At 64.8% G+C, this 17601-nt stretch carries 14 protein-coding genes; 8 read left to right on the top strand and 6 right to left on the bottom strand.

Going from position 1 to position 17601, the window contains the following annotated elements:
- Positions 1-58: 58 nt before the first annotated feature.
- The 5 genes from BJ6T_RS29880 to BJ6T_RS29855 form a co-directional block, all read right to left on the bottom strand.
- On the bottom strand, positions 59-946 hold the full coding sequence (locus BJ6T_RS29880; RefSeq protein WP_014496277.1) for a haloalkane dehalogenase: 888 nt from the start codon (positions 944-946) through the stop codon (positions 59-61).
- An 805-nt stretch (positions 947-1751) separates the two neighbouring features.
- A complete protein-coding gene (locus tag BJ6T_RS29870; RefSeq protein WP_014496276.1) occupies positions 1752-2465 on the bottom strand; it encodes an ABC transporter ATP-binding protein in 714 nt (237 codons plus the stop codon).
- A complete protein-coding gene (locus BJ6T_RS29865) occupies positions 2462-4231 on the bottom strand; it encodes a branched-chain amino acid ABC transporter ATP-binding protein/permease (RefSeq protein ID WP_014496275.1) in 1770 nt (589 codons plus the stop codon). The genes BJ6T_RS29870 and BJ6T_RS29865 overlap by 4 nt, the downstream gene beginning before the upstream one ends.
- A complete protein-coding gene (locus tag BJ6T_RS29860) occupies positions 4228-5271 on the bottom strand; it encodes a branched-chain amino acid ABC transporter permease (RefSeq protein ID WP_014496274.1) in 1044 nt (347 codons plus the stop codon). The genes BJ6T_RS29865 and BJ6T_RS29860 overlap by 4 nt, the downstream gene beginning before the upstream one ends.
- A 43-nt stretch (positions 5272-5314) precedes the next feature.
- Positions 5315-6463 (bottom strand): ABC transporter substrate-binding protein, encoded by a 1149-nt coding sequence (locus BJ6T_RS29855; protein ID WP_014496273.1) that lies wholly within the window; start codon positions 6461-6463, stop codon positions 5315-5317.
- A 630-nt stretch (positions 6464-7093) separates the two neighbouring features.
- Between BJ6T_RS29855 and BJ6T_RS29850 the strand changes: the two genes are divergently transcribed.
- From BJ6T_RS29850 to BJ6T_RS29820, 7 genes are read left to right on the top strand one after another with little or no spacing between them, the layout of a single operon-like run.
- Complete coding sequence (locus tag BJ6T_RS29850) at positions 7094-7876, top strand: aspartate/glutamate racemase family protein (RefSeq protein ID WP_014496272.1); 783 nt, start codon at positions 7094-7096, stop codon at positions 7874-7876.
- Positions 7877-7892: 16 nt separating this feature from the next.
- The gene (locus tag BJ6T_RS29845; RefSeq protein WP_014496271.1) at positions 7893-8321 is read left to right on the top strand and encodes an organic hydroperoxide resistance protein; all 429 of its coding nucleotides are present in this window, start codon (positions 7893-7895) and stop codon (positions 8319-8321) included.
- 25 nt (positions 8322-8346) lie between these two features.
- Positions 8347-9525: a thiolase family protein gene (locus BJ6T_RS29840; RefSeq protein ID WP_014496270.1), complete on the top strand. Its 1179-nt coding sequence runs from the start codon at positions 8347-8349 to the stop codon at positions 9523-9525.
- Complete coding sequence (locus BJ6T_RS29835) at positions 9522-10763, top strand: SDR family NAD(P)-dependent oxidoreductase (protein WP_028169654.1); 1242 nt, start codon at positions 9522-9524, stop codon at positions 10761-10763. Before BJ6T_RS29840 ends, BJ6T_RS29835 begins: the two co-directional genes overlap by 4 nt.
- Before the next feature lie 35 nt (positions 10764-10798).
- Positions 10799-11581 carry a cyclase family protein gene (locus BJ6T_RS29830; protein WP_014496268.1) on the top strand — a complete coding sequence of 261 codons (783 nt, stop codon included), beginning with the start codon at positions 10799-10801 and terminating at the stop codon, positions 11579-11581.
- A 57-nt stretch (positions 11582-11638) separates the two neighbouring features.
- The gene (locus BJ6T_RS29825; RefSeq protein WP_014496267.1) at positions 11639-12796 is read left to right on the top strand and encodes an ABC transporter substrate-binding protein; all 1158 of its coding nucleotides are present in this window, start codon (positions 11639-11641) and stop codon (positions 12794-12796) included.
- Positions 12797-12811: 15 nt separating this feature from the next.
- Positions 12812-14467: an ATP-dependent acyl-CoA ligase gene (locus BJ6T_RS29820; RefSeq protein WP_014496266.1), complete on the top strand. Its 1656-nt coding sequence runs from the start codon at positions 12812-12814 to the stop codon at positions 14465-14467.
- A 12-nt stretch (positions 14468-14479) separates the two neighbouring features.
- Here BJ6T_RS29820 and BJ6T_RS29815 read toward each other — a convergent pair whose 3' ends face one another.
- On the bottom strand, positions 14480-14986 hold the full coding sequence (locus tag BJ6T_RS29815) for a MarR family winged helix-turn-helix transcriptional regulator (RefSeq protein WP_014496265.1): 507 nt from the start codon (positions 14984-14986) through the stop codon (positions 14480-14482).
- 290 nt (positions 14987-15276) lie between these two features.
- Between BJ6T_RS29815 and BJ6T_RS29810 the strand changes: the two genes are divergently transcribed.
- Positions 15277-17595 (top strand): bifunctional salicylyl-CoA 5-hydroxylase/oxidoreductase, encoded by a 2319-nt coding sequence (locus BJ6T_RS29810; RefSeq protein ID WP_014496264.1) that lies wholly within the window; start codon positions 15277-15279, stop codon positions 17593-17595.
- The last annotated feature ends 6 nt before the right edge of the window (positions 17596-17601 follow it).

The raw sequence follows: 17601 nt of genomic DNA, 5'->3' as shown, positions 1-17601 counted from the left end.
GGTATCTTCGCCGATCGCTGTTTCATGATCCTGACATCGAAGCCCTACATGGCCGCCATCAGCCCGACGCCTCCATCCAGCCGGCGACGGCCCGTCCGATCTCGTCCGGCGAATCTTCCTGGACAAAATGGAGTCCCGAGATCGTCACCTCGGTCTGTGCCGGGAGGCTGCGGGCCAAGTCGAGAACCGGGCCATGGGCGAGGATCCCACCAGGCTCCGCCCGCAGGAACAACTTGGGTATATGGCTCGTCTTAAGCCAGTCGGCGTAGGCGGTCACGATCGCAGTCACGTCGGCGGGCTCGCCCTCGATGGGGATTTGCCTGGGCCACGTCAGCGTCGGACGCCGGCCCTCGCCGGGCTCGGCGAACGGCCGTCGGTACTCCGCCATATCCTCGTCGGACATCTTGCGAAGGATGGCTCCCGGCAGGATCTTCTCGATGAAGAAATTGTCTCGCAAGACCATTTCCTCGCCTTTCTCGGAACGCAGCCCTTGCAAGGCGTGACGCATTCCGAACTTGTCCCAGTGGTCCCAGTATTGCGTCCCCATGATCGCCTCCATGTACGCGATACCCTTCACGGCCTCGCGGTGGCGGTTGGCCCAGTCGAAGCCGAGCGCCGAACCCCAGTCATGGATGACGAGGGTGACCCGTTCGCGCACGTCCAGGGACTCGAGCAGGGCGTCGAGATAGCGGCGGTGCTCCACGAAGCGATACGAGTTGGGACCGCTGTCAGGCAGCTTGTCGGAATCGCCCATGCCGATCAGGTCGGGGGCGATGCAGCGACCCAGCGGCTTCAGGTGCGGCAACACATTGCGCCAGAGATACGACGAAGTGGGATTGCCGTGCAGCAATACGATGGGGTCGCCCTTTCCCACCTCCACATACGCCATCTCGCGGCCGAGGACCCGCCGCCGCTGCTTCTTGTAGGGAAATGCCGCAGAGATCATGTTCGCTCTCCCGTTTACATTTGGGCGCAGCGACACCGCGAAGCCTGCGCAACAGCGCGCCGCTGGGTTTGAGAGTGATCGTACCAGGGCCTTGCATCAATCGCTTGCCCGCCATTGATGCTGTTTTGCTAATCTTGCTCAGAAGACCACCCAAGCAGTCGCGGGCGATGCGCAACCATGACTTGGTGCTGGCGGATTCGGGTAACGGCGGCGGTCTCGCGCTGCTTTGCTTGAGCTTGTCGATGTCGCGCTCAGCTGAGCGGTTGCTTTGTACGGTGAACGCCGCTTTGGACCAGCAGTGGACGCCCGCCAGTAAAGGTCCGCTTGGGGTCAAAATGCGAAGAACTCAGAGTGAGCAAAGTCAGTCCGCTCTACCCCACCAAGCGGACCTCAATGAAAGGTGTCGCCACTTCGCGGATCGGCCAGAAGCTGACGCCAACTTATCCATCTCCATGTCGGCCGAGGCGCGAACCAGCGATTCCGGCAGCTTAGCGAGGCTCTGATGTTTGGGGGAAGTTTTGTTTGCTCGATTGAGGAGGCAAGTACCTCAGCTTCCCGGGCGCTGTACTCGGTCTCGCTGGTGGGGAATCCCGCGAGTGCAGGCGTCCCTCAGCTTCCGAAAAGATAGCGGCGTAAGCGGCGACGATGGCATCATGCCACTGTTTTGCCCGACGGATCAAGCGGATTTCGTAAAATCCGCAGTTGTCGCCGATTAAGCCATTGATATCGCTGTCACCGGCTACTGTGCATGGGGTTGTTTTCGAGTATTTTTGTTGTGCGGCTCGCCGGCCCTGATCCGAACCGGCTAGTGTCCACCTAGATAGGCCGTGATCAGCCGGGGATCGTGGATGAGATCTTTGGCCGGGCCCGACTGCACGACTTCGCCGGTTTCGAGCACATAGCCGTAGTCGGCCGTCTCGAGCGCGGCGCGGGCGTTCTGCTCGACCAGCAGGATCGACACGCCGAGATCGCGTAGCGACGCGATGGTGCGAAAGATCTCGCGCACGATCAGCGGCGCGAGACCGAGGCTGGGCTCGTCCAGCATGAGCAGCTTCGGCTTGGCCATCAGCGCGCGGCCGAGCGCGAGCATCTGGCGCTCGCCGCCGGAGAGCGTGCCTGCCGCCTGGCGCTGCCGTTCCTTCAGGCGGGGGAAGCGGTCATAGACCTCGTCCAGTGTCTTCTGGACTCCCGAGCGGTCACGCAGGCTGTAGGAGCCGAGCAGCAGGTTGTCAGCGACCGTCATGTCGGAGAACAGCTCGCGCTTCTCCGGCACGAGGCACAGCCGGCGCTCGACGCGGTCTTCCACCGACATCCTGCCGATGTCGTGACCCTGGAAGACCATGCGGCCGCGCGAGGCCAGCAGGCCGATGGCCGCCATCAGCAGCGTGGTCTTGCCGGCACCGTTCGGGCCGATGACGGTGACGATCTGACCTTCCTCGACCGACAGCGACACGTTGCGGACCGCTTCGACATTGTCGTAGCAAACCGTCACATCCGTCATGGACAGCATCTCGCTCACGCGACGCCTCCGAGATAGGCTTCCTGGACCCGTTCGTCGCTGCGGATCGCGGCCGGCGCGCCTTCGCAGAGTTTTGAGCCGAAATCGAGCACCACGATGCGGTCGACCAGCGACATCACGAACTCCATGTCATGCTCGACGATCAGGATGGTCAGATGGTCTGCCCGCAGCGAGCGGAGCAGCTCCGCGAGCCGCAGCTTCTCCTGGCGGCGAAGCCCCGCGGCCGGCTCGTCCAGCACCAGCAGCGCAGGGTCGGCGGCGAGCGCGCGCGCGATCTCGAGGATGCGCTGATTGCCGAGCGGCAGATTGCCCGCGAGCTCGAACGGCTTGTCGCCGAGCCCGACGCGTTCGAGCTGCATCATGGCCTCGTGCCGGGCGCTGGCCTCCTCGCGCTGGTTGAGGCGGAAGGCGCCGGCGAAAAGGCCGTTGCGCGTGCGGGCATAGGTGCCGAGCATCACGTTTTCCAAAAGGCTCATGCGCGGCCTCAGCTTCACATGCTGGAAGGTCCGCGCGACACCGGCCCTGGCGATGCGGGACTGCGCGTCATGCGTGATCGGGCGTCCCGCAAAGACGATCTCACCCTTGTTGACCCGGAGCGCCCCGGTCAGGCAGTTGAACATCGTGCTCTTGCCGGCGCCGTTGGGGCCGATGACGGCAAGGATTTCACCGGCGCGGACCTCGAAGCTGACATTGTTGACCGCGACGAGGCCGCCGAACCGGCGCTCGGCGCCATCCACTTTCAGAAGAAGCTCCCCGGGCGTCGGTTGCGCGCGACGGGGCAGGGGCGGCGCCGGTTGAGGTCGCTCGCGCCTGGCCTTGGGCAGATAGCGGGCGACGAAGGGAACGATGCCTTGCCGGGCCCATTGCAGGAACAGGATGAACAGTGCGGAGAAGGCGACGATCTCGAGCTGGCCGGAGGCACCCTTGGCGATCAACGGCAGATAGTCCTGCACGCTGTTCTTGAGCAGCGTGACGACCGCGGCCCCCACGACGCCGCCGAGCAGGCTGCCGGCGCCGCCGACCATCGACATCATCAGATATTCGATGCCCATGCCGGCATCGAACGGACCCGGGCTGATGAAGCGGCTCATATGTGCATAGAGCCAGCCGGAGAGCGAGGCGAGGAAGGCCGCGATCACGAAGGTCACGAGCTTGATGCGGAACGCGTTGATGCCGAGGCTCTCGACCAGCGTATTGCCGCCGCGGAGCGCGCGCATGGCGCGGCCGAGCCGGGAGTCCAGCAGGTTGTAGCCGAGGAAAAGCACCGCGGCGACGATGCCCCAGATCAGGAAATAGATCTGGGCGCTCGTGACCAGCGCAATCGAACCGAAGCTGATCGGCGGGATCGACGAGATGCCGTTGAAGCGGCCGAGCCCCTCGACATTGCCGAACAGGAAGCCGATCGCAAGGCCCCAGGCGACGGTCGAGAGCGACAGGAAATGGCCCTGAAGCCGCAGGGTGACGACGCCGAGAACCGTTGCGACGGCGCAGGTCAGCACGACGCCGAAAACGAGGCCGAGCCACGGGGAGTACCCGTTCAACGCAGAGACCCACGCGGTTGCATAGGCCGCGACGCCCACGAACGCCGCCTGACCGAACGACACGATGCCGCCGACGCCGGTGAGGAGGGCAAGGCCGATGGCGACCAGCGAATAGATGCCGATATAGTTCATCAGCGTGATGCTGAACGGACTGAGCACGAAGGGAGCCACCGCGAGACAAAGCACGGCGAGGATGGCGGCAAGCTGAATGTGGCGGCGCGTCATTCCTCGATCTCCTCCTCGGAATGCAGCGAGGCGAGGGATCGCCAGATCAGGATCGGGATCAGCAGCGAAAAGACGATGACGTCCTTGAGCGCGCTGCTCTCGAAGGAGGCGAAGCTTTCGAGGATGCCGACGCCGACGGCGCCGATCGCCGCACCGGGATAGCTGGTCATGCCGCCGACGATGGCGCCGACAAAGGCCTTGAGGCCGATCAGAAAGCCGGAATCGTAGAACACGGTGTTCACCGGCGCGATCAGGATTCCGGATACGCCGGCCATCAGCGAGCCCAGGAGATAGGCGATCGTGCCGGCGCGGGCGGGGCGTATTCCCATCAGCCGGGAGCCGGTCCGGTTCACGGCCGTGGCGCGCAGCGATTTTCCGACCAGCGTGAAGTCGAAGAAGAGGTAGAGGAGGCCGCTGAAAACGAGGGCCGCGATCACGATCAGCATGGTCTGGCCCGAGATCAGCACGCCCGCGAACTCGGTCGAGAGCGAGGTCAGCGGCTCCGTCCGGACCCCTTCGGGCCCGAAGAACAACAGGCCAAGGCCGACCAGCGCGAAATGCAGCGCCACGGATACCGTCAGCAACAGCAGCACGGTGCCGTCAGCGATGGGACGGAACACGATCCGATCCAGCAGCGGGGAAATCGGCGTGATCAGCATCAGCGCGAGCACGAGCCTGACGGCAAGCGGCGGGTCCAGGCGCATGACGAGCCAGGCTGCACCGACCACGGCGAGCGGAAGCAGGAGATAGAAGGACAGCGCGCGGGGCAGCAGGCGGAGTTCGCCGGAGCGCACCAGCGAAATGATCTCGATCAGGGTCGCAAGGCAGGCCAGGATCACGACCAGCGCTCCCGTGCCCGGAAAGCGCTTCGCATCGAGGGCAGCCAGCGTCAGCGCGGTGAAGGCCGCGATGTCGCCGAAGGGAATGAAGATGACCCGCGTCACCGTGAAGATCAGGACGGTCCCGATCGCCACCAGGGCATAGACGGCCCCTGTGGCGATCCCGTCGATCGCGAGAATGGCTGCAATGTCGCTCGTCATTGAGACGTCGTTGCTCCCTGTGATGCCGGGGCCATTGATCCGGTTATGGCGCGTACTTCCAGGCGCCGCCGGTCAGGCGCACCACGACGAGCGAGCGCTCGTCGACGCCGGTGACCGCACCGGGCTTGAAATTGTAGACGGCATGCACGCCCGGCAGCTCCTTGGTGCTGAGGATCGCGTCCCGCAGCGCCGTGCGGAATTCCGCCGTTCCGGGCTTGGCGGTCTTCAGCGCGCGCTCGGCAGCGTTGGCGAAGATCAGCCAGGCGTCGAACGAATAGGCGGAGAAGCCGTCGGTGGTCGGGATGTTATGGGTCTTCTGGTAGACGCTGCGGAAATCCAGCGCGATCTTCTTGGCGAAGTGCTCGTCGGGAAGCTGCTCGGCGACGATCACGGGACCCGCGGAGACCTGGATGCCTTCGGCCGCCTTGCCGCCGACGTTGACGAAGTCCGGATTGACGAGTGCCACCGTGCCGTAGGTGTTGCCCTTGAAACCCCGCTCGGCGAGCGTGAGAAGCGGCAGCGCGCCTTGCGTACCCGAGCCGCCGTCCAGCACGGCGTCGGGACGTGCGGCCATCACCTTGAGAATCTGCGCGGTGACCGAGGTGTCGGTGCGGGCATAGCGCTCGTTGGTCTGAATCCTGATGTCACCGGCGGCCTCGGCGGCCTTGGCGCCGTTGTAGACGAGGTCGCCCCAGGCGTCGGAGAAGCCGACATAGCCGATGTTCTTCATGCCGTCGCGCTTCATGCGGTCGGCGACGATCTTGACGAGGAGAGAGGCCGGCTGCGGCACCGACACCACCCACTGCTCCGGCGTATCCGGCAGCTTGCCGATCGGCGAGACCGCGATCATCGGCACTTTCAGCTCGCTCGCCACCGCCGCCATGGCGATGGTCGAGGGCGCCGTGGCCGTGCCGATCAGGAGGTCTACCTTTTCTTCTTCGACCAGCTTGCGCGCATTGCGGGTCGCGGCCGACGGGTCGGAGCCGTCGTCGAGCTGGATCAGGCGAATGGTCTCGCCGTTGATGGTCTTCTTGTACTCATAAGCGGCGTTGATGCCGCGCCCATAAGGGATTCCGATCGACGAGCCGTTGCCGCTCAGCGAGGTGACGAAGCCGATGGTGATGTCGGCCTGCGCAGCCGGCGCCGCGAAGAGTCCGGCGACAAGTGCGAGTAGGCTCAGAGTCTTGCGCATACGCGTTCTCCTCCGTTGGTGCTGGATAGGAATGCCTCGAAGCTGCCGTGCGGGGAGCCCGAACGACGAACGAACCGATTGAAAGCATTGCTGCAGCGCCGAAATCCGGGCGCGACCGAAGAGGGGTTGCTCGGCCGGATCTCAGCGGCCATGGCGCTGGTTGCCGCTCGAACGACAGGCCCATCGGCAGATGCGGGCGGGACTTTCCCGAAGCAACGAAAGGCCGTGGGCCCGGCCGCGATGCGCGGCCGGCGATGCTGTTGCTGCCGGCTGTTCGAGCACGGCGACTGTCCACACGATCGAGTCTCTCAAAATCGGTGCCCTGCAACATCATTGTTATGGCCACCGGCCCCTGACCGGCGAGGAATTACTTAAAGCCTAAAGTATTGTTGGTGGAGCCGTCAACACGTGTCACGGCCCTGTCAGAAAAAATGTTGTTGCATACAATTTCGCCTGAGTGCGGCGCATCTGTGCCCATCGAGCGTACGAAATGGCCATGCTCGCCCTGCGGCGACGGTAACCGTCGGCGGCGACGCCGCGCGCATTTGACGCGTGAATTAGTTTATGATTGAAATATATTTATCGGCCGTCGACGACCGATCCTCCGATCACCGCCTGAGGAGAAGGACGATGCGCATCTTCTGGCAGAGCTTCGTTGATGCGAGCGTGAACGCGCCCTACATGGCGCGGCTGTCGGAATACCTCAACAACATCGCTGCATCGGGCACGACCGTTCACGTCGAGGGCATTTCGCCGCCGGACCGGGAGTTCGGACGGCTCGCGGAATTGCGCTGCGCCGTCCAGGCGATCGACAACGGCATCGCAGCCGAGGAGGGCGGGTTCGACGCCTTCGTGATGGGGCATTTCCAGGATCCCGGACTCTACGAGTTGCGTTCGACGCTCGACATTCCCGTGATCGGGACCGGCGAGGCGACGTTGCTGGCGGCCTCTCAGCTCGGCCGGAGGCTCGGCCTTGTGACCCTCGATCCCGTCTTCGAGGTCTGGCACTACGAGCAGGCCGAGCGTTATGGCCTCGGCGATCGCGTGGCCCACGTGACCGGCCTTGGCTGCAAGCCGGCGGATTTCGCCGATGCCTTTGACGGAGATCAGGCCGCGCAAGCCCGCATGATCAAGGACTTCGTCGCCTGCGCACGCCCGCTGGTCGAGCACGGCGCCGACGTCGTGATCCCCGCCGGTGTACTGCCGGGCCTTCTGATCGGCAGGGAGCATGGCCTGAAAGTCGGGCACGCGCCGGTGGTCAATTGCGCGGCGGTGGCGCTGAAAAGTGCCGAGATGTGGGTGCAGCTCCGGCAGCTCAATGGCACCGAGCCCAGCCGCGGGCCGAGCTTCAAGCGGGCCAGCGCCCAGGCGCGCGACGATTTCCGCGCACTGCTTGCTCGCGACAGCCGCTAGGACTGGAGAATGAATCATGATGACTCCCGAAAAGATCCTGTACGAGACCGAGGTGACGGCGACCGGCGGCCGGGACGGCAAGGCCGCCAGCGCCGACGGCCTGTTGTCGGTATCGCTGTCCGTGCCGAAATCGCTGGGCGGTCCCGGGGGCGAAGGCACCAACCCCGAACAGCTCTTTGCGGCCGGCTACGCCGCGTGCTTTCTCGGTGCGGTCAAGCTTGTCGCGCGCACCCGGAAGGTCGTCCCATCCGCTGAGCCGTCAGTGACCGCGAAGGTTGCGATGGGTCCGGTTCCAGTCGGATATGCGCTCGCCGTTGAACTGAAGGTCAATCTGCCCGGTGTCGAGACATCAGTGGCCGAGGAGGTCGTCGCGGGTGCGCATGAGCGCTGCCCCTATTCGAACGCAACCCGCGGCAATATTGCCGTGAAGCTGACGGTGCTCTGAAGCGGATGAACGAGGCGGGCGGTCGGTGACCAATTCCTTACGCACACCGTACGACGGCGTCGTGATTGCGGCGCCCGTCACGATTCCCTATGTGCGCTACTCCATCGAGAGTGCGCAATGGTGGATCGGCCGGGCACTGAGTACGCTGGTTGCGCGGGCCGGCATCAAGGCTTCCGACATCGACGGTCTGTGCGTCTCCAGCTTCACCATGGGTACCGACAGCGGGATCGGGCTGACGCAACATTTCGGGCTCTGCGTGCGATGGCTGGATACGATTCCGCTCGGCGGCGCCAGCGCCATCGCAGGCTTGCGAAAGGCGGCGCGCGCGGTTCAGGCGCGCGACGCCGACATCGTGGCGTGCATCGCCGGCGACACCAACCATGTCGATTCCTTCCGGCTGACGCTGGAGAACTTTTCGCGGTTCAACCAAGACGCCGTCTATCCCTACGGCGCGGGCGGCGCCAATGCGAGCTTCGCGCTGATTGCGCGCAACTATATGCGGACCTTCGGCGTCACGCGTGAAGATGTCGGCAGGATCGCCGTCGCCCAGCGCGCCAATGCCCTGCGCAACCCGCATGCGCTGATGAAGACGCCGTTGACGATGGAGCAGTATCTGGCGGCCCGGCCGATCTCCGATCCCATCCATCTCTTCGACTGCGTGATGCCATGCGCCGGCGCCGAGGCCTTCCTGGTGATGCGGGACGAGACCGCGGCTTCGCTCGGGCTGACAGCAGCACGGCTGCTTTCGACGATCGAGCGGCACAATGCCTTTGCCGACGATCCGATGCAGGTCCGCGGCGGCTGGGCAATGGACGTCGGCGAGCTCTATGCGATGGCCGGCGTGAAGCCCGATGATCTCGATATCGTGCAGACCTATGACGACTACCCCGTCATCACGATGATGCAGTTCGAGGATCTCGGATTCTGCAACAAGGGGGAGGGGGCCGAGTTCGTGCGCCAGCACGATCTCACCATCGACGGCGACTTTCCGCACAACACGTCGGGCGGACAGCTCTCGGCCGGACAGGCCGGTGCCGCCGGCGCCTATCTCGGTCTCGTCGAGGGACTTCGACAGGTTCTGGGGACTGCAGGCCCCACCCAGGTCAGGAATGCGAGCCTCGCCTTGGCCTCGGGGTTCGGTATGATCAACTATGACCGTGGTCTCGCCTCGGGCGCCGCGATCTTTGTAGGGCCGTCGCGATGATAGAGCCGATCAAGCCGCCCCGGCGCAAGAATCCGCTGCTGCGAACGCGGCTGCCTGCTTCGCCGCCGCGACCGCGCAGCAGAACGTCGCATGGGTTTACGCGGGCAGCCGCCGAGGGCCGCTTCATGCTGCAACGCTGTGACGCCTGCGGTTCTTTTGCTTATCCGGCGCGGGAGGCCTGTCCGTCTTGCCTGTCGGCCGGCCTTGCCTTCGTCGATGCGCCACGACGAGGTGTTCTTCTTGCCGAAACGACTGCGCGCGTGCCGAGCGATGTCTATTTCCGCGAGCGGGCGCCCTGGCGCATCGGCCTCGTGAAGATGGATTGCGGTCCGACGATTGTGACGCACCTCCATGCCGACTGCGTGGAGGGCGCACCCGTCCGCATGTCGTTTCAACTCGACAAGAGCGGCCAGGCGGTGGCCTTTGCCCATCCCGAGGGGGAGACTCCCAACATGGCAGACGACAAGCAATGGCGGGAAATGACGGCCGATCCGAAATTCCGGCGGGTGCTGGTCACCAACGGTCGGAGCGTGATCGGTCAGGAGGCCGTCGCCGCCTTGAAGGCCGCGGGCGCCAAGACGGTCTTCGTCGGCATTGCCGAACCGTGGCGGCCTTTCGCCGGCGAGCAGCTGCTGCGCGGCCAGGACGGAATCGAGATCGTGACCCTTGACGCTGCCGACGAGAAATCTGCGGCCGATCTCGCAGCCGACATCGGCGGCAAGGTCGATATCCTCGTCAACACGACGGAATATGTGCGACCGGGCGGCCTGCTCGACCGCAGGGGCACGAGCATCGCGCGCGACGAGATCGACCAGGCCTATCTCGGCTTCATCAACCTCGCACAGGCCTTCGGCCCCGCCATGCGGATGCGGGGTGCCGATGGCATCAACAGCAGTGCCGCCTGGGTCAACATTCTCTCGGTCTATGCGCTGGCGAACTGGCCTGCCTTTGGCGCCTACTCGGCCTCGCAAGCGGCGTGCCTGTCGCTCTCGCACTGCCTTCGTGCCGAGCTCAGGCCCGGCGGCGTCAGGGTGATGAATCTGTTCACCGGGCCCGCCGACACCGAGTGGTTCCAGACCGTGCCGCCGCCGAAGGTCGCGCCGCGCGCAATCGCGCAGGCGATCGTGTCGGGTCTCAAAGGCGGGCTCGAGGAGGTGTATGTCGGAGATGTCGCCGAAGAGATCCGGCAACGTCTTGCGGCCAATCCGAAAGCGCTCGAGCGCGAGCTCGACAGGTGAGAAGCGGGATTTCAACCAAGCCGGAGGACGTGACGATGCAGAGCAACAATCTCCTGGAGCTGGCGGGTGCGGTTTCTTCCGGCGCGGTGCGCGTCGTCGACCTGACATTTACGCTCAGTCCGGATTTTCCGGTCATCGTGCTGCCGCCGGAGTTCGGCCAGGCCGCCCCCGTCCGCATCCAGGAAATCTCGCGATACGATGGTCGCGGTCCGGCCTGGTACTGGAACAACGTCACGTTCGGCGAGCACACCGGCACGCATTTCGACGCGCCGATCCACTGGTTCACCGGCAAGAACCTGCCGAACAATGCCGTCGACACGATGCCGGCCAAGGACATGATCGCGCCGGCCTGCGTGATCGACTGCTCCGCGCAGGCGGCGCAGGATCCCGATTTCCTGCTGACCGTCCCGCTCGTCGAGGCCTGGGAAGCAAAGCACGGCCGGATCCCCGAGCGGAACTGGGTGCTGCTCAGGACCGACTGGTCGAAGAAGGGCTGGCGCGACTATTCCAATCTGAGGGATGACGGCGCACACACGCCGGGCCCGAACTCCGCCGTCATGAAGTGGCTGGTCGAGGAACGCGGCGTCATCGGGTTCGGCACCGAGACCATTGGCACGGATGCGGGGCAGGCCGGCCATTTCGAGCCGCCTTATCCGGCGCATCACTTCCTGCACGGCGCGGGCCGCTATGGCCTGCAATGCCTGTGCAACCTGGATCAGCTTCCACCCACCGGGGCGGTCATCGTGGCTTCGCCGCTGAAGATCCAGAACGGCTCCGGCAGTCCGCTTCGCGTCATCGCGCTGGTGGCGTCAACCTGAGTCCAATCCATGGCGCTTGCCAATCGGAATAAGACATCCTCACGAAAGACAGGTGCCATGAACTTGATCAAGAGCCTGCTGGCTTCCACCGTAATGCTTCTCGCCGTCCCGCAACTTGCGCAGGCCGAGATCCTCGTCGGCTTCGTCACCGGTCTCAGCGGGCCGGTATCCTCGATCGGCATCCCGAATGCGAAGGGCATCGCCGCGGGAGAGGCCTATGTCGGTGAGATCGGCGGCGAGAAGGTCCGCGTCATCCAACTCGACGACGCTTCCGATGCCACCGCTTCGGCGCGCAATGCGCGCAAGCTCGTCGAGCAGGAGAAGGTCGATATCCTGATCGGAACGTCGGGCGCGCCGCAGACCCTGGCGATGGCGACCGCCGCGATCGAGATGAAGGTGCCGATGATCGCGGTGTCACCGATCGCGCCGGTGCCGCCGGGCGACGGCGGCCCCTGGGTCGTCCAGACGCCGCAGCCGACGCCGCTTCTCGTGCAAGGCATCGTCGATCACATGAGGGCGAAGGGCCTGAAGACCGTCGCGTTCATCGGCTTCTCCGATGCGTTCGGCGACCTCATGTACAACTCGCTCGAGCAGAGTGTGAAGACGACCGACATCAAGATCATTGCCAACGAACGCTACGCCAGATCGGATTCTTCGGTGACGGCTCAGGTGCTGCGCGCACTCGCCGCACGTCCCGACGCCATCATGCTCGGCGGCACTGGAACGCCCGGCGCGCTGCCGGTCATCGCCTTGTCCGAGCGCGGATATAAAGGGCCGCTATATGGCAATCATGGGCTGATCAGCGCCGATTTCCTGCGTCTCGCCGGCAAGGCCGCCAACGGCATCATCTGCCCGACTGGACCCGTGACCGCGGCGGAGCAGCTTCCGTCCAGCAATCCGATCCAGAAGGTGGCCCTGGATTTCCGCTCTGCCTTCGAGAAGGCGAACGGCGAGGCGCCGACGGATTCATTCTCGTCCTATTCCTTCGACGGCTGGCTCGTCTTCGCCGATGCCGCCAAGCGCGCGATGGCAACCGGTGCCAAACCCGGCACGCCGGAATTCCGCACCGCGCTTCGTCAGGCGCTGTTCACGACCAAGGAGGTCGTCGGGACGCAGGGCGTCTACACCTATACGCCGGCGGATCGGCATGGCGTAGATGATCGCTCGCGCGTCCTGGTGCAGATCGAGAACGGCAAATACAAGCTGTTGCCCTGAGACGGGAGCCTGATCGTGACGGAGAACGCGCCGGTGAACGTCAGCGACGCGGTCGGCCGTGAGAACGTGACGCCGGCCTGGGCGTGTGCAGTGACGTCGTTTCCGCCGTCGGACCGCATCCTGTCAACGATCCTCACGCGGCAGGCCGAGCGCCATGGCGATCGTGTCCTGCTTGTCGCGGGGGAGACGCGCTGGAGCTTTGCGCAGACCGCGGCGATCGCGGCCGCGTCGGCCCAGGCGCTCGTCGATGCCGGGATCAGTCCGGGCGATCGGGTCGCGTTGATGTGTTCGAACCTTCCGGAGTTCCTGCAGGTCTATCTCGGCTGCGCATGGCTTGGCGCCATTGCGGTCCCGATCAATACCGCGCTGCGCGGCTTCCAGCTGTCCCACATCTTCCGCAACTCGCGTCCCGCGCTCCTCGTCGTCGAGGCTCAGTTCGTCGACGCGATCGAGAGTGTCGAGGCAGGTGTCGACCTGCCACCTCGCACCTGGATCGTCGAAGCTGCCGCCGGCGCAGTCGATGCCCGGCTTTCCGCGGTACCGTTGCCGGCGCTCGGAGCCGCGGCCCCGGCGGGTGCCGTGCGTCCCGGCGATACCGTTGCGATCCTCTACACGTCGGGCACGACGGGGCCAGCGAAGGGGGTGTGCTGTCCGCAGGCGCAGCTGTTCTGGTGGGGCATTTATTCGGCGCGGGCGCTTGGCATCCGCGAGGGCGATGTGCTGTTCACGACACTGCCGCTGTTCCACACCAACGCACTCAATGCGTTCTATCAGGCGCTCCTGAACGGCTGCACCTACGTGCTGGAGCCGAAATTCTCCGCCTCCGGCTTCTGGGCCGCCGCGCAACGGCACAAGGCGACGGTCGGCTATCTGCTCGGCGCGATGGCGTCGATGCTGCTGGCGCAGCCGAACAATGCGAACGACAGGGCGCACCGTCTTCGCGTTGCGCTTGGTGGCGGCGTGCCGCCGCAAATCCACGGTCCGTTCCTCGAGCGGTTTGGCGTGCCGCTGGTCGACGGCTACGGGTCGACCGAGACCAATTTCGTGTTCGCGGGTACGATCCCGTCGGATCGTCCGGGCACGATGGGCTATCTCGCCGACGGAATCGAGGCGCGGATCGTCGACGAAAACGATTCAGCGCTTCCCGACGGGCAGGCCGGCGAGCTGGTGCTTCGCGCCGGAGAACCCTTTGCCTTTGCCACCGGTTATTTCGGCATGCCGGAGAAGACGGTCGAGGCTTGGCGGAATCTGTGGTTCCATTCGGGCGATCGGGTCGTTCGGGATGCTGACGGACATTATCGCTTCATCGACCGCATGAAGGATTCGATCCGCAGGCGTGGCGAGAACGTATCCTCATGGGAGGTCGAGCAGACCATCCAGTCCCATCCCGCGGTCGCCGCCTGCGCGATCTACCCGCTGCCGTCCGAGCTGGGAGAGGACGAGGTTGCCGCTGCGATCCTGCTCGAACCGGGCCAATCGCTGGAGCCCGTCGACATCGTCAGGCATTGCGAAGGGCAGATCGCCTATTTCGCCATCCCGCGCTATGTGCGCATTCTCAGCCAGATGCCGTTGACCGAGAACGGCAAGATCAAGAAGGGCGTGCTGCGCGAGGCGGGCATCACCACGGATACCTGGGATCGCGAGGCGGCCGGAGTGAGGGTGCGGCGCTGACTGTCGGTCCGCTCAGGGTTTTTGCAGGGCGTCCCTGACGGCGCCCTTGAGGTCGTCGAGCTCGCCGATCAATCCGTCGAACCGGTCCGCCGGGAAATCCGCCAGCAGCTCGGCAAGCCACGCGCCGTGGCTCTTGGCCATTCGCCTGAAGGTCTTGCGGCCTTCGACCGTCATGCAGACAATCTGCACGCGGCGGTCGAGGTTCGACGGCGTGCGCGTGATGTATCCATCCGCGACCAGGCGATCCACGATCGGCGTGAGGTTCCCGGCCGAGACCATCAGGCGCTTGGGCAATTCTCCCAGCACAAGCCCGCTCGGTTCGCGGTCGAGCTGAGCGAGCACATCGAAGCGGGGCATCGTGAAATCGAACTCGTCGCGAAACCGGCGCCGCAACTCGCCTTCGATCAGGGTCGTGCAGGCGAGCAGCCGGAGCCAGACCCGCGTTTGAGCCCTGTACTCGGCCTCCTGATCCGCCCCATTCTTGACTGAAACAGGCGTGGACTCCTTCGCGAGTGCCAATCGAATCTCCCGGGCTTGGTGGCCTGACGAAAGCCGGCGCAGCTGTCGTGGTCACTGCAAGATAGTTCGTGCCAAAAGTAAATTCAAGGCTGCGCCCGAGCGGCTCGGAATCGGCACTGCAATGTGTCCAATTTACACTGAATCTCAGGATCGACGCCGCGGAGGCGAGCCCGTGGGCCGGGGGCTTCGCACAACCACCTTGACAAGATGCGCGCCGAGGAAATATTTTATGCTTAAAATAATTTGGGTGAAAGCTCGGCACACGGTGCGACGCGCGAAAGCGAGGGATCATGCGCATAGTCTGTATCGGCGGCGGCCCGGCCGGTCTTTATCTGGGTCTGCTGATGAAGCGCCGGCACCCGGAGCATGTCATCACGGTCGTCGAGCGCAACAGGCCCTACGATACGTTCGGCTGGGGCGTCGTGTTCTCGGATGCCATGATGTCCTCGATGCGCCTTGCCGACCCCGAGAGCGCGGCCGAGATCGAGGACGCCTTCAATCACTGGGACGACATCGAGCTCGTCTTCAAGGGGACGCGCCAGCGCACGACGGGCCATGGCTTCATCGGTATCGGGCGCAAGCATCTGCTCAATATTCTTCAGCGGCGCTGTGAAGCGCTGGGCGTCGAGCTCGTCTTCGAGCGCGAGGTCGAGTCCGATCTCGAATTTCCCGATGCCGACCTGATCGTCGCCTGTGACGGCGTCAATTCCAGGATCCGCGCTCGCTATACCGAGCAGTTCCAGCCCGACATGGTGATCCGGCCCAACCGCTTCATCTGGCTCGGCACCAAGAAGGCATTCGACGCCTTTACATTCGATTTTCAGAGGACCGAGCACGGCTGGTTTCAGGCGCACATCTACAAATTCGATGCGGAGACCTCGACCTTCATCGTCGAGACTACGGAAGCAGCCTACCAGGCTCACGGGCTCGACAAGCTCGATCAGCAGAGCTCGATCGAGTTCTGCGAAAAAATCTTCGCCGAGACGCTCGACGGCGCGAAGCTCCTGACCAATGCGCGCCATCTGCGCGGCTCGGCCTGGCTCAATTTCAGCCGCCTGATCTGCGGCAAATGGAGCGTGTTCAACGGCAAGTCTCATGTCGTGCTGATGGGGGATGCCGCGCACACCGCGCATTTCGCCATCGGATCGGGCACCAAGCTCGCGCTCGACGACGCCATCGAGCTCGCCAACCAGTTCGATCGCCATGGCCACGGTCGCGCCGGCATCGAGACCGTGCTGGACGCGTACGAGGAGGTGCGCCGCGTCGATGTCGCGCGCATCCAGAATGCTGCGCGCAACGCCATGGAATGGTTCGAGGTCGTCGGCCGGCGCTATGCCGACACGCTCGAGCCGCCGCAATTCTTCTATTCGATGCTGACGCGCTCACAGCGCATCAGCCACGAGAACCTTCGGCTGCGGGATCGTACCTGGCTCGAAGGCTTCGAGCGCTGGTTCGCCACGCGGTCGGGCATCGCGGTCAAGGATGGCGAGCGGGTGCCGCCGCCGATGCTGACACCGCACCGTGTGCGGGGACTGACGCTTGCGAACCGGATCATGGTCTCGCCGATGGCGATGTATTCGGCGCAGGACGGGCTTATCGACGACTTCCACGTCGCCCATCTCGGAGCGCGCGCCATGGGCGGCGCCGGGCTGGTCTTCGCCGAGATGACCTGCGTCTCCCCGGATGCGCGGATCACGCCGGGTTGCCTCGGGCTCTGGAACGATGCACAGGCGGCGCAGTGGCGCCGTCTGGTCGAGCTCGTCCATGGCGTCGGGCATGCCAAGGTGGGGATTCAGCTCGGCCATGCCGGGCGCAAGGGTGCGACCAGGGTGCCCTGGGAAGGGATCGATCAACCCCTTGAATCCGGAGACTGGCCGCTGATCTCGGCGTCGGCCTTGCCGTATCTTCCGCACGGTCAGCTGCCGCGGGCGATGGACCGCGGCGACATGGACCGCGTGCGTGACGATTTTGTCGCCGCGACACATCGTGCCGCTGCCGCCGGCGTCGAGTGGCTCGAACTCCATTGCGCGCACGGTTATCTGCTGTCGAGCTTCCTGTCGCCGCTGACCAACCGGCGCACGGACGAATACGGCGGCAGCCATGAAAACCGCGCGCGCTTTCCGCTGGAGGTGTTCGAAGCGATGCGCGCGGTGTGGCCGTCCGATCGGCCGATGTCTGTGCGCCTGTCCTGCCATGACTGGACCGACGGCGGTAACATTCCGGCCGATGCGGCGGTCTTCGCTGCGATGTTCAAGGAGGCCGGAGCGGACTTGATCGATTGTTCGTCGGGGCAGGTCTGGAAGGACGAGCGGCCGATCTATGGACGCCTGTTCCAGACGCCGTTCGCCGACCTGATCCGCAACGAGGTCGGCATTGAGACCATTGCAGTCGGTGCGATCTCCGAGGCCGATCACGCCAATTCGATTCTCGCGGCCGGCCGCGCCGATCTCTGCGCCATCGCGCGGCCGCATCTTGCCGACCCGGCCTGGACGCTGCACGAAGCCGCGCGCATCGGCATCACCAAGGTCGAGTGGCCGAAGCAATATCTGTCCGCCAAGGGACAATATGAAACCAATCTGGCGCGCGCGGCGGCTACGGCCGGGCAATGAGCGGAG

Source organism: Bradyrhizobium japonicum USDA 6 (assembly GCF_000284375.1).
In the GTDB taxonomy this organism is placed as follows: Bacteria; Pseudomonadota; Alphaproteobacteria; order Rhizobiales; family Xanthobacteraceae; genus Bradyrhizobium; species Bradyrhizobium japonicum.
This window is presented reverse-complemented; position numbering and strand designations above follow the sequence as displayed.